Raw genomic sequence first — 12,500 nt, forward strand, 5'->3', positions numbered from 1 at the left:
TTTGCTATAAAGCCGTGCGTCTGTTGTAGAGTGGTTTCGCAAGGATGCCGGAAGATGAATAACAGCAAAAACCTTTCTACACATTACTGGACGTTGGCTGGAGTTATGGTTCTAGGAGCCATACTGCGGTTTTGGCATCTCGACCTCAAGCCTTTATGGTTAGATGAGGTACTGACTGCGTTGCTGAGCTTAGGACGCCTCTATGTCGATGTCCCTCTAGACGTTGTGTTTCCTCTCTCGACTTTGCAGCAGCTATTTACCCTAAAGCCAGATGTCAGTTGTCCTGAAATTGCCCAAGCTGTTGCGAGTCAATCGACTCATCCTCCTCTGTTTTTTTGCTTGATGCACCAATGGCTAAGTTGGCTAGAACCAGTCGCTCAGTCATTGAGTTGGAAACTCAGGGCACTACCTGCTTTGATTGGAGTTTGTGCGATCGCATCAATCTATTGCCTAAATCGCATCGTCTTTTCTCCAGCCGCTGGCTTGATGGGGGCGTCTCTTATGGCTGTCTCTCCATTTGGTGTCTACCTTTCCCAGGAAGCACGACATTACACGCTACCTGTGCTTCTAACCACGCTGGCACTTTTGGGCTTCGTTCAAATTCAGCAAACTCTTTATTCCCGAAAGCTACCACGACCAAGGATTTGGGCAGTGTGGGGCATTGTTAATAGCCTTGGTTGCTATGTCCACTACTTTTTCATCCTTGCTTTTATTGCCCAACTTGCAACACTTATTGGAGTAATGTTGCATCGCCGGAGGCTACCAAAGGGCAGTTGGCTAGCCGTTGGGCTTGTCGTTGTTGGCGTAGCGGTGAGCTATCTGCCTTGGCTGCCCATGCTGTTTGGAGACTTTGGGCGTCCAGAAACAGGTTGGCTACCAACGCCTGAACACATCATGCCCCTTGTCCAAACCTTGATGGGGTGGATACTGATGGTGATTGCCCTGCCAATAGAAGGTCAACCCCTAGGGATTCAGGTGCTAATGGCATTGTTAATGCTGGGGTTTACGAGTTGGGTTAGTTTACATTGGCGTGGATTTAAGCAACTGTGGCGACAGCCAGAAACCCACGTTGCTACGCTTGCACTCTCCTGTTTCACCGTTTGTGTACTCCTGCAATTTTTTGCGATCGTCTATCTATTAGGTAAAGACATTACAGTTGCCCCTCGGTATAACTTTGTCTACTATCCAGCTATCACTGCCCTACTAGGAGCCAGTCTCGCCGTCAATACAAGAACGATGGGGCAATGGAGAAAAATTCTCCCCCTGTGTCTTGGATTATTGAGTTGTGTCTTTGTCGTCTCAAATTTGGTCTTTCTTAAGCCCTTCAATCCTCAGCAGATAGCACAAGACATGAACCTAGAACCAGTTGTGCCCATGATGATTGCAATGGGATACAACAACTTTCAAGATGTCGCTTTGGGATTAAGCGTTGCCTTGGCTGTTGAACAAGAAGAATACAGAAGTTCAGGAGTTCAGGAGTTCAGAACTTTTATGAACTCTGGACGAACTGAACTTCTGGCAGAGGATACCTCTTTTGTTTTCCTGGATAGTAAGTTGGGATACGACCTTGTCTGGCAAAAGCTGTCGAAGCTGCCAGCGTCGTCGCTAGGTCGAATGAATCTCTGGGTAATTGCTCCCGGGTTAAGGCGTAGGGACTATCCCCAGCAGTTGACGATTGGTTCTGCGGAACCGGACGTAGGTATTGCTAATCAAATCCCTTGCACCCGTGACCCTAGTGAGTACTACCGCATTGGCTTTCCCTATCAGTTATATCGGTGCCAAAAAGGAGCTAGCCCCTAGTCTCCTATAGCCTCTTCTCACTAGACCTCTTGAAGAGCATTCTTTTTCATCAAATTTTTGGGCAGACGGGACGCCTACCCCACAAGAAAAAATGACTATGAGTGGGATGGGCTGAAAAGCCCGTCCTAGCTATTGCTCTTCAAGAGGTCTACTCATCAATTTGCCAAACATCACGGCTTAAGGCTTCATCCAGAATTTTTTTCGGGCGTAACACCAAGATGATGCGTCCCAAGAGGGTGGTATCTGGTGCGTCTGGAAACCACTTAATTTCTAGCTGTCCTGCCTGGTCAACGACAAAGTAGCTCTCAGCATCCCATTCCTGCTGGGTTCTGTCGATGAGCAGTAGGATATCTTCTGGTTTGTCTGTCGTTTGAGTCGGTAGCTGACTTGTGTTACACAAAATCCCCACCAGGTCTTGCGCCTGTAAGATAACTTGCCAGCCAGGTATTGCCATGAGTGTCTGCTTGCCAGATACTTCAACTAACTGGAAGGCTCCGCTACTGTTAAGAGTCGGAAAATCTTTCAGGTCAGTTGTCTTCAGTGGCAGTTGACCTGCTACTGGCACCAGCCTTGGCACTCCTTCCTCGGCTTCGAGACGGTAGAACGGGAATCGAGGGGCGTGACGCTGTTTACCGCCGACTGATTCGGTCAGCAATTTCTCGATTTGTTGCCGTGCTGCTTGGGTGTGAGCGAACATTAAAGCGCGTGCAATCAAACGCGATCGCTCTTGTAAGTCATTGTGCTCTCTGGCACTTCTCCAATACCCATAAGCAACGGCATCACCGGGATGATTGGAAAATCCTTGCGGTGGAGAACCACGGCGGGAAAATTCTTTTACAGCTTTTGCCACCTCACGCGCTCCCTCTGAGTCGAGGTTTCTTGCGACAATAAATTCTGCCGCTGCTGCGCGTTCCGGTTGGGTAAGGATGCGTAACTCATACAAGGAATCACTACCCGTCCGCTCAAAACGCGATCGCACCGCATCAGATATTCCAACCTTTTCCAACGTCGCGTAGACTTGAGACGCTACAATCACTTGATTTTGTTGGATTGGCTCAAATCCGGTTTCTTCAAAAATTGCCTGGGAAGTGTATCCTGCTTTTTGTAGCTGCTGACAAGCCTGTCCCCACTCAACCCAGTTGCTCTCTTTTCGTCGCAGCAGTTGTAGTAAGTCTTTAACATTGACATCTCCTGAGTCTGCTTGAGGCTGATGCTCAGGAGTGCCGGGTGATATTTCAGTCATGATTTAGGGAAAATTGACGATGCTTTTCCAGTGGGATGATGTCTCTAATTTATCGTGATTGGGATATTAATAATTCAGCGTACTCAGCGGTTAGCTTTCAGCTATCGACTTTACCATATACCTAAAAGCCCATTGATTGCATAAACTACTAGGTTTGATTGACTGCTTTGTTAACTTTTAAGAGCAAATCTTTACTTCTATTTCAGGGCTGCGGCAGTGAACGCTGATAGCTGATAGCTTTTCCTTGCTCAGTTTCACAAAAAACGCTTTTTTCCTGAAAAATTGCCTTCTCCTGGCAAATATAACCAAAGATAGCCGTTAGCTAAATTGGTTGCTAGCCTGGGTTTGCTACAAGAAGTTTATTGTATTGTTATGGACAAGGCTATCCCCAATCTTGACAATATCAGCCGTCAGTTGATGAACTTAGAACGACCCAAAAAACCGAAAATGCTGGTAGTGGACGATGAGCCAGATAATCTGGATTTGCTGTACCGTACCTTTCGGCGAGAGTTCAACGTCCTGAGAGCTGAAAGCGGTCACAATGCCCTCTCTTTGCTTTCCACTGAGGGGGAAGTAGCTGTAATTATCTCCGACCAACGAATGCCGGAAATGAAGGGAACAGAGTTTTTGAGTAAAACAGTACCCCAGTTTCCCGATACGGTGAGGATTATCCTGACAGGTTTTACAGATGTTGAGGATTTGGTTGAGGCAATCAACTCAGGACAAGTTTACAAGTACATCACAAAGCCTTGGGACCCCAATGAACTCAAAGCCGTGGTGCAACGTGCGGCTGAAACCTATGAACTACTTAAACAACGAACCGAGGAACTACAGCGATCGCAAGCGCAAACCGAGCTACTCGCAACCATTGTCCAGGTTGCTCAGGACTCGAATACTTTAGAAGATTGCCTTGCACCGCTTGCCAAGGCGTTTGGTGAAAGCTTTTGTGCAAATTGCTGCATTTTACAATTAGCAGAGAATAATGCGCTTCTCCCGGCACGGGGGATTTATACAACATTTGACACGATTGAATACGGTTTAGAGAATGACCCACTTGTCCAAGAAGCGCTTACTAGCCATTCACTTCAGGCTTGGGTCTATACTCCCGGAGAGATACAGCAAGCGAATACCGCACATTACCAGGCTGCGGATATTCAGGCACACCTACTGGTTCCGATTGTCTACCGTAATCAATTGCTAGCCGTTCTATCGCTTCAGTGGAAGCAAAGAACCACACATCTCAAAGAAGATGAATTGAAACTGATTCATTTGTCAGCACAGCACGTTGGTTTAGCGCTCACCGTTACCCGTATTCATCAATGATGACCGATCGCCCAGTGACACCCCCTGCCTCGGAAATTCGCGAGTTGTTTGACCGTATTGCACCCGTTTACGACCAGCTAAACCATTGGTTGAGTTTGGGTCAGCACCGTGTATGGAAGCTAATGGCGGTAAAGTGGAGTTCTCCCTGTGCTGGGAATGTCTGCTTAGATTTATGCTGTGGTAGTGGTGATTTAGCCCAACTGCTAGCACGGCAGGTTAGAGCCACTGGTCAAGTTTATGGGGTAGATTTTTCACCCGCTCAGTTAGCGATCGCACGTCAACGTGCTGAAAGTCAACCACCACCAGCTCCAATTACCTGGGTTGAAGCTGATGCCCTGGATTTGCCGTTTGAGGACAATGATTTTGACTGCGCCACAATGGGGTATGGTTTGCGTAATGTAACGAATATTCCTCGCTGTCTTTCGGAGTTGTACCGCGTTCTTAAACCAGGCGCTAAAGCCGCTCTGTTGGACTTCAATCGTCCCACACAGCCTTATATGCGTACATTTCAGCAATGGTATCTCGATAACGTTGTTGTACCAGTTGCCGAACAATTGGGCTTAACTGAAGAATACGCCTACATTGCACCTAGCTTAGATCGGTTTCCGACAGGGCAAGAGCAGGTAAAATTAGCCCAAAAAGCAGGCTTTACCGCTACTCACTACCCGATTGCGATCGGAATGATGGGAGTGTTAGTGATGACAAAGCCTCAAGAGAGGTCGTGAGGTGGTAGGTGTTAGGTTGTAGCTATTGTCCCCAATACACAAACTAAGATGGGGATTAGGGGGATGAAGGCAAAAAGTATTAAGAAAAGATACTTATTTTTGCTTGTTCCTTCTGTTATCCCTTCACCTCCGTGTATTGGATTGCCACCTTGAATTTGGATCTAGCTACACTTTGGATTTACGTTGCCCCTCCCATAGCGGGGGCAATTATTGGCTATTTCACCAATGACATAGCCATCAAGATGCTGTTTCGCCCCTACAAGGCTATTTATTTCGGTAAGCGACAACTACCGTTTACACCGGGTTTGATTCCTCGCAATCAAGAACGCCTTGCCAAGCGGATTGCTGACACCATTATGGGTTCACTACTGACCCCTGGTGAGCTGCAAACGTTAGCAGGACGTTTGCTAGCAACAGAACGGGTGCAGGGAGCGATTCTCTGGTTGTTAAAGCTGGGATTAGAGCAAGTCCAGCTCGATAAGGAACAGAAAACTGCCAAAATTCTCGCAGGTATCCTTCGGGATTTACTGGGTGAGTCTTTACCTCGATTGCTGAAGGTACTCGCTCGTCGTGAGGATTTCTTGGAAGCTCAGATTAATCAAATTTTTGATCAGGTTTTGTTGGATTTTCAACTGACTGAAGACCAAGCCCGAAAGCTTTCTGACTGGCTATTACAGGTGGTGTTACCACCCGATGTTTTACGACAAGCGATCGTTGACTTCCTTACTGATCGAAATATTCAAATTATTGATGAGGGCTTTCGGGAAAAATCGAGTGGGACGTATTGGGTAGTAGCAAATCTGTTTGGTTTACGCAATACGTTGACACGTCTGCGAACCTATTGCTTGGATGAAAGGGATGCGGCAAATGCTCGTCTTGCTGAGTTAAGTGTTTCTCTGGCGGTTCGAGAGCGCTTGCGAAAATGGCTGCAAAATGTCTCGCTGCAAAATCTACCCGTATCAACAGTGCGGCAGTTGCGGAAAACAACGCGAGATACAGTTCGCAGCTATGTTCAAGAGCGTGGTGGTGAACTCCTAAAAGGGTTAAATCAGTCGATTGATTGGGCAAATGTGGCGGCGCTTATCCTTAATCGGCTCCGGAATTCCGCTGCTGTAAACTCTTCGCTTGGATTGGTGAGTCAGGAGTTGGCGTTGATTTTGGAACGCTATTTGGAGAAAGATTTAGAAAATATTGTGGCGCAAGCAATTCCGATTTTATCGATTGATCAGGTGATTGTTGAACGAGTGAGGGCAACCTCTGCTGAGGAACTGGAGACGACGATTCAAGGGATTGTAAAAAGTGAGTTGCAAGCGATTGTTAATTTAGGTGGAGTTTTAGGCTTTGTTGTCGGTTTGCTACAGACTGCTTTGCTGCTATTTCGGTAAACGCAATCGCGATCGCATTCACTCTAGGGGAGTAATGGTCTACTTGTTACTGTGTGCCTCTGTTTGAGTAATAACTTCACTTGCTGTCTTTAAGCCCCATTCAAGATTGTGAACGCCTATCTTAACGGCAACAATAGACACGAAGATAACTAGAGTAAGTGTCCACGGGTCTCTCTGATGGTGCATAAAGTTTTGTAATTTTAGCGGTAAGTGTATCGAAGACTCTTGCCTTTATATCATTCAAACAAGCTTCTTGCACAATCGTGTTCATTTTAACTTTCCGTTGAAGCTTGGCATCTAAACATCTAAGACTGAACAAGTAGCTTGCGATCGCTTTGAGCCACTTGCTATACACAAGGGAGGAAAATCCTAATGTCAGGATGAACTTTGCCTGTAGAAAAATTTAGTGGTAGAAAAACTGTTATCCGGATTTTGGACATCAATTCAGGTTGAAGTTGATAGTTCTTGACTCAACAACAGCTCATGCACTTACTGAAGCTAGCGATCGCCTTTACTGCTTCTCTTCTCTTCATTGGCTGTACCTCCCCACCCCCACAAACGCAGTCCACACCCACCCCAACACAAAGCACTCCTACACCAGACACTACTACCCTCAAAGCTGCTATTGAGGAACTAGAAATGCTGCAAATCAAGCTTAAAAGCGGCATCAACCCTAGCACGTATGCCCACTTGATTAGGAATACTTTACCTATCGTCGAGAGGGCTAGTGGTGAAGCTAAGGCAGTAGCCGCTATGAAATCAGCCATGGCAGGACACCAATTAGCGCTCAAGTTTTGGCAATGCGATCGCCTAGAAGGCTACTATAAACTCCACCAATGCCGAGGTAAGGCACTCTCAGGTATATTTGCCAAGTATCCAGACATCAAAGCGCAAGCAAAAGTAAACATTAAGAGTACAAAACCGACTACGATTAGCACTCAAGTCAACCAAGAAGGGATGTTACAGAGAATTTGGGAAAACACAAATGCGGATACTCAGACAGCCAAACGGGTACTCTCTCCAGTTCCCACTCCACAAGCACAACAACTGTAAAACGGGTTGAATGTTCGTATACCTGTTCAGGGGGATAGGTGATAGGCGATCGCGTTTTTCAAGGTGATTGCATAGTAGATGGTACCCAATCCGAGTAACCTTCCAAATGACCCCAGTAGGCTTGAATCCCAGTCACTGCCCAGATTAATGCCGCGACTACCAATACAACAACACCCACCAATCGAAAGGTGCGATTGGCTTTTAAATAAAGCGCTGGTGCGGCACAGATACCCCCCAATCCAGTCAAAATAAAGCCAATTCCTGAAATGACTGGCTGCTTCGTCAAGCCTAGATTAATAATGCGTAAGCCTACGACAATTGCCGCCACACCTGCAAAGAATGCATAAATTGCAACACTTAGCAAGTCCCATCCTTGGGCAAGAGAAACTGATGCAGCGATAAATATGATGCCGAACAGAACTGACAATTCACCATAGGCAATGTTGAAGCTACCTCTAACCGGCCAGGTAAAGATCATGTGTAAACCAGTAACTAATGCGATCGCACCAGTCATTCCGAACCCAGGAATCCAATGCCTCTGTGTCCGATCCTCAAACCCCTGATACACGTAGTAAGCCAGCAGAAACAGACCAGCTACCATATTGATCAGCATTAGTGTGATGTAGTTGATGAACAAGACTCACCTCCGACTTGAATAATATGTATATTTTGATACTCTTGTCATTTACTACTAATAAGTTTATTTACCACTAATTTAAGTAACTCGACACTGATTCAAAGCTCAGAGTACTCACACACCTTCACCTCAACAGCATCAGAAGCCACCTTGTGGTTAAGCAAGAGGCAGTAAAATCTGAAATTCTGTGCCTGTGTCTGGCTGAGAACGCATGAGCAACTGTCCTCCATGTTTTTGAGTGACAATTTGATGGCTAATGGCTAAACCTAATCCTGTTCCCTTGCCAACAGGTTTTGTCGTGAAGAACATCTCGAAAATCCGCTCCTGAATTGCTGGTTGCATTCCAATTCCATTATCAGCAATTCGTACCGATACCCATTCCCGATTGGATTGTTCTAAGATATCAGTGCTAATCTCAATCTGAGGTTGCCAAGTCTTGGAGCTAGTGGCTTGTTCATTGAGCTTTTCTGTTAGAGCATCGATCGCATTACTGAGGATGTTCATGAACACCTGGCTCAGTTGACCTGAGTAGCAATTAATTGGTGGGAGATCGCCATAATTTTTAATGACTGCGATGCCTGACTTGAGGCGGTTATTTAAAATAATTAAAGTACTCTCAATACACTCATGAAGGTCTGCTGGCTTACGATGAGTTCCATCCATGTGAGAGAAGCTTTGCAATCCACCCACAATTTTGGTTAATCGCTCAGAGCCTAACTCCATGCTTTTGAGGATTTTCGGTAAATCTTCTAAGACAAACTTTAGGTCATATTCTTCTTTTAGCCCACTCAAATTTGAAGAGGTTTCAGGGAATTCTACTTCATAAGCTGACAATACTTTTATTAATGTCTGGCAGTAACTAAAGAGAAAATCAAAGTTACAGGTAATACAGCCAACAGGATTTTTAATTTCATGACCAACACTAGCAACCATTTGTCCCAAAGCTGCCATCTTTTCGGTTTGAATGAGCTGAGCCTGAGTTTTCTCGTCGAGTAGTCGGGTAGCCAGTTCATGAATGTTTGACTGTGCTACTAGTAATTGATGCACATCCAGTAAGCGATATGTGCCTGTCTCTAATTCAACAATAATTGGTTCATAAAGCGCATTGGCTGACCGCTGCAATGAGCAACGAGCTGCTTCGACAATCTGTGTCTGACCAGGAAGAATCAATACGTCTGTATTGGCAAAGCGATATAAAGAAGATAGTGGACGCTTCAAAAATAGTTCTAGTCCATAGGGACGGCTCATCTGTTCCAAAAATCGACGCCGTGAAATCATCCCAACTAACTTCCCCTGCTCAGTGAGGATGACTCCTGGTAGCAGTTGATTCACCTGAAAAGTTTGGGTGACTTCTTTTCCTAAATGAGAAGAATCAATTTGAAAATCGTGTAGTGATAGTTCTTGAATGGTGGATTCTAGACTTAGATTCTCTGCCTTAGGTGGCGTGGAAGGAGAGAATTGTGTGTAAGGCTTCTCTAAGGCAAGCATAAGAAGATCCAAACGGATAAAAGTAATTGGGGTGACGGTCAAGCTTCCAGCTTTAATCTAACACTCAAGTTTCCGCTTTAATGATTGAGTTATGCTAAAAGTTTTCGATAAGAACCTGAACAATAGTTAAAATTAGGTTAACTATTGGTTATCTGTATATAGAGTTCTTAGGGCTAAAATTTCCGAAATTTATATACAGTTAAAAAATAAAGCCTCTATAAATAGATAGTAGGTTGGAGTTCTACTTGTGAAATTGTAGCTAACTCAAGTAGGGATTGAGAAAAAGGCGATCGCCCAAGTGACAGACGGCGCGATCGCGTCCTGATGATTTTGCTTGATACAATGCCGTATCAACCGTTGTAATTAGTGTTGTTGGTATTACCTCTAAGCTAGTGCAGGTCGGCAGGAATAATTCGCCAGTATGCAAGAGCGAGGTTTGTTTGGTTTTCAGAACTAGAGAGAAACTTTCGCCACGTTGCACAAGAACGCCAGCCACCCCTAGCCTAAGCTGCCGAACATTAAAGAAAGCTTGTTAGACGGATGGAGAGATGGTAAATAGGGCGATAGGAAGAGAATTTAGTCATTTTTCCCAAAATCTGAAAATATACAAGTAAAAAGTTCATTAGCTTACTACCCAAAGAACACAGTAGTAAATCAAGATTTAGCTATTGCTGTAAAATACCATTCGCACAAGATAGTGAGTGTGACACCGAGTAGAGTCGGTGTTTTGCCGTATTGTTGATGAGCAGGATGGCAACTTTTCTCAAATCGTCTGTGTCAAGGGCTACATTGGTTGGATTAATAGTAATACCTTCTTTTCCGATAAAATGGCGCTTGCTGCGTCATTTAGGTAAAACATCTTACGATCAGCCCAACACATGAATCAGCTGAACACCGCTTTCACTCTCTTCCTAAGTTTGCTTGTTGAAGCCATTCCTTTCTTGTTGCTGGGGGTTTTATTATCCAGTTTGCTCCTGTTGTTTGTCGATGAGCGTAAGCTGATTTCGGCTATGCCTCGAAACCCCGTGTTAGGGGCAATTGTTGGTAGTTGTGCAGGGATGTTCTTTCCTGTGTGTGAGTGCGGCAACGTGCCAGTGGCGCGGCGTCTGCTACTTCAGGGCGCACCAACACCCGTAGCGATCGGGTTTTTATTGGCAGCACCAACGATTAATCCAATTGTGATTTGGTCAACCTGGGTAGCCTTTCGTGACCAACCAGAAATTGTGGTGTTGCGAGTATTGTTTTCTTTAGGGATTGCCATCTTCATTGGTTGTGTTTTCAGCGTTCAGACAGATTTACGCCCACTGCTGAAACCCGCGATCACTCGCTCGATGCCCCGTCCTGAGAAGGGTGGAGGAGGTGATTTGAGATATGCCTCTAGTAAACAAGAGCAGACACCCATGCTGTTACAGTCCGGTTCCTATTTACTTGGTCAACCGGGGGCACCTTTGCGGATGGATACTACGGTTTTACAAGCATCGTTAGCCGCAACTAAACCAACCAAACCCCTACCCGATCGCTTGCGCCTATTTTTGGAGAATACGATCCAGGAGTTGCGAGAGTTGGGTGGTGTCTTGATTTTGGGAAGTGCGATCGCAGCTTTAATTCAAGTCCTTGTACCTCGTGAAATTATCCTGAGCTTGGGACAAGGGCCAATAACATCAATTATCGCGATGATGTTGTTAGGAGCCGTGGTGTCGATTTGTTCCACTGTCGATTCATTCTTTGCTCTTGCCTTTGCTTCAACGTTCACGAGTGGCTCTCTGCTGGCGTTTTTGGTATTTGGCCCGATGATTGACCTCAAAGCGCTCGGCTTGATGTTCTCTGTATTTAAGCCAAGGGCAATCATTTATTTATTTGCTCTAGCCACACTGTTAACCTTTTTGTTTACGCTGTTTGTGAACTTGCATATTAGTTGACGTTTAGTGATTGCTCTTTGCTTTGGCGCTTATACAGGCTGTAGATTATGAGTTCAGCTCAAAACTTCGGGAAAGCCCGGTTCCCCCGTTCCTCCTTTCAAAGTGTTTTATTACCCCTCTTAGATATCTTCGCCCTGGGAACTTGGGGCGTATTGATGCTGAGATATTGGCTCAGGGGTCAGTTGAATTTACTGATTCACCCCAATTACTTTTGGCTAGTGATTGTCACTGGCTTTGCCTTATTGATACTGGCAGGGTTAAGGGTATTACAGCTATTCACTCAGATGCGTCAACGGGCGGCAGGGAAGCCTGTTACCATGCCATTAGCTCAACACATCAGCTTGTTTCCTCCGGGTTGGAGTAGTGCCTTACTGATAGCAACAGCAATTGCGGGGTTACTGATCACACCGAAGGTATTTACTAGTCAGACTGCACTCCAGCGAGGCGTTGCAGAATCGTCAATCTTAACGAGATCGCAACCTCAAGCGTTTCGTAGTGCCAGCAATCCTCAAGATCGCTCAATTATTGAATGGGTAAGGACGCTTAATGTTTATCCCGAACCCGATGCCTACACAGGGCAAGCGGTAAAAGTACAGGGTTTCGTTGTCCATCCCCCAGACTTACCCTCACAATACCTCTTAATTTCTCGCTTTGTGATTACTTGCTGTGCAGCCGATGCCTATCCTGTTGGCTTACCCGTGAAACTAAAGGAAGATCGTAAGGCGTATCGTACTGACACCTGGTTAGAAATTGAAGGTCGGATGATTACCGAAACCTTGAAGGGTAAGCGTCAGCTAACCATCGAGGCAAGTTCCCTGAAAAAGATTCCTGAACCCGCTAATCCTTACTTCTACTAACTAGCACCATAGCTTTTCCCTTAAAACCTATCACCTACCACCTTTTTGGGATCAACGCCGATTCCGGAAA

General features: G+C 45.5%; 11 protein-coding genes. 7 read left to right on the top strand and 4 right to left on the bottom strand.

Annotation, left to right across the window (positions count from 1 at the left end; translation table 11 throughout):
* Positions 1 to 54 precede the first annotated feature (54 nt).
* Entirely contained in the window at positions 55 to 1,800 is a 1,746-nt protein-coding gene (locus AC5JL3_RS10955) for a glycosyltransferase family 39 protein (RefSeq protein WP_496074522.1), read from the top strand.
* Positions 1,801 to 1,948: 148 nt separating this feature from the next.
* Here AC5JL3_RS10955 and AC5JL3_RS10960 read toward each other — a convergent pair whose 3' ends face one another.
* Positions 1,949 to 3,043, bottom strand: a complete 1,095-nt coding sequence (locus AC5JL3_RS10960; protein ID WP_496074523.1) for a RuBisCO accumulation factor 1 — start codon at positions 3,041 to 3,043, stop codon at positions 1,949 to 1,951.
* A gap of 372 nt (positions 3,044 to 3,415) precedes the next feature.
* Here AC5JL3_RS10960 and AC5JL3_RS10965 point away from each other — a divergent pair, with 372 nt between their 5' ends.
* The 4 genes from AC5JL3_RS10965 (at position 3,416) to AC5JL3_RS10980 (ending at position 7,529) form a co-directional block, all read left to right on the top strand.
* Positions 3,416 to 4,366: a response regulator gene (locus AC5JL3_RS10965; protein WP_496074524.1), complete on the top strand. Its 951-nt coding sequence runs from the start codon at positions 3,416 to 3,418 to the stop codon at positions 4,364 to 4,366.
* Positions 4,363 to 5,091, top strand: coding sequence for a bifunctional demethylmenaquinone methyltransferase/2-methoxy-6-polyprenyl-1,4-benzoquinol methylase UbiE (gene ubiE / locus AC5JL3_RS10970; RefSeq protein ID WP_496074525.1), 729 nt, complete (start codon positions 4,363 to 4,365; stop codon positions 5,089 to 5,091). The genes AC5JL3_RS10965 and ubiE overlap by 4 nt, the downstream gene beginning before the upstream one ends.
* A gap of 155 nt (positions 5,092 to 5,246) precedes the next feature.
* A complete protein-coding gene (locus tag AC5JL3_RS10975; RefSeq protein ID WP_496074552.1) occupies positions 5,247 to 6,476 on the top strand; it encodes a DUF445 domain-containing protein in 1,230 nt (409 codons plus the stop codon).
* A gap of 483 nt (positions 6,477 to 6,959) precedes the next feature.
* Positions 6,960 to 7,529, top strand: coding sequence for a hypothetical protein (locus AC5JL3_RS10980; RefSeq protein WP_496074526.1), 570 nt, complete (start codon positions 6,960 to 6,962; stop codon positions 7,527 to 7,529).
* A gap of 58 nt (positions 7,530 to 7,587) precedes the next feature.
* Here AC5JL3_RS10980 and AC5JL3_RS10985 read toward each other — a convergent pair whose 3' ends face one another.
* The 3 genes from AC5JL3_RS10985 to AC5JL3_RS10995 all read right to left on the bottom strand — a co-directional run bounded on the left by AC5JL3_RS10985 (position 7,588) and on the right by AC5JL3_RS10995 (position 10,150).
* A complete protein-coding gene (locus tag AC5JL3_RS10985) occupies positions 7,588 to 8,166 on the bottom strand; it encodes a DUF981 family protein (protein ID WP_496074527.1) in 579 nt (192 codons plus the stop codon).
* 156 nt (positions 8,167 to 8,322) lie between these two features.
* On the bottom strand, positions 8,323 to 9,654 hold the full coding sequence (locus AC5JL3_RS10990) for a sensor histidine kinase (RefSeq protein WP_496074528.1): 1,332 nt from the start codon (positions 9,652 to 9,654) through the stop codon (positions 8,323 to 8,325).
* Between the two features lie 259 nt (positions 9,655 to 9,913).
* On the bottom strand, positions 9,914 to 10,150 hold the full coding sequence (locus AC5JL3_RS10995; protein WP_496074529.1) for a hypothetical protein: 237 nt from the start codon (positions 10,148 to 10,150) through the stop codon (positions 9,914 to 9,916).
* A gap of 382 nt (positions 10,151 to 10,532) precedes the next feature.
* On the opposite strand from AC5JL3_RS10995, the gene AC5JL3_RS11000 reads away from it, so the two are divergent.
* Together AC5JL3_RS11000 and AC5JL3_RS11005 are read left to right on the top strand one after the other, a co-directional pair.
* Positions 10,533 to 11,573, top strand: a complete 1,041-nt coding sequence (locus AC5JL3_RS11000) for a permease (protein ID WP_496074530.1) — start codon at positions 10,533 to 10,535, stop codon at positions 11,571 to 11,573.
* Between the two features lie 47 nt (positions 11,574 to 11,620).
* Complete coding sequence (locus AC5JL3_RS11005; RefSeq protein WP_496074531.1) at positions 11,621 to 12,430, top strand: TIGR03943 family putative permease subunit; 810 nt, start codon at positions 11,621 to 11,623, stop codon at positions 12,428 to 12,430.
* Positions 12,431 to 12,500 lie beyond the last annotated feature (70 nt).

The sequence above is a fragment of the Symplocastrum torsivum genome, assembly GCF_059505465.1.

Coding starts and splice junctions, on each gene's coding strand:
- AC5JL3_RS10955 (WP_496074522.1), top strand. CDS start 55: ATGAATAACAGCAAAAACCTTTCTACACATTACTGGACGTTGGCTGGA.
- AC5JL3_RS10960 (WP_496074523.1), bottom strand. CDS start 3,043: ATGACTGAAATATCACCCGGCACTCCTGAGCATCAGCCTCAAGCAGAC.
- AC5JL3_RS10965 (WP_496074524.1), top strand. CDS start 3,416: ATGGACAAGGCTATCCCCAATCTTGACAATATCAGCCGTCAGTTGATG.
- ubiE (WP_496074525.1), top strand. CDS start 4,363: ATGATGACCGATCGCCCAGTGACACCCCCTGCCTCGGAAATTCGCGAG.
- AC5JL3_RS10980 (WP_496074526.1), top strand. CDS start 6,960: ATGCACTTACTGAAGCTAGCGATCGCCTTTACTGCTTCTCTTCTCTTC.
- AC5JL3_RS10990 (WP_496074528.1), bottom strand. CDS start 9,654: ATGCTTGCCTTAGAGAAGCCTTACACACAATTCTCTCCTTCCACGCCA.
- AC5JL3_RS11000 (WP_496074530.1), top strand. CDS start 10,533: ATGAATCAGCTGAACACCGCTTTCACTCTCTTCCTAAGTTTGCTTGTT.
- AC5JL3_RS11005 (WP_496074531.1), top strand. CDS start 11,621: ATGAGTTCAGCTCAAAACTTCGGGAAAGCCCGGTTCCCCCGTTCCTCC.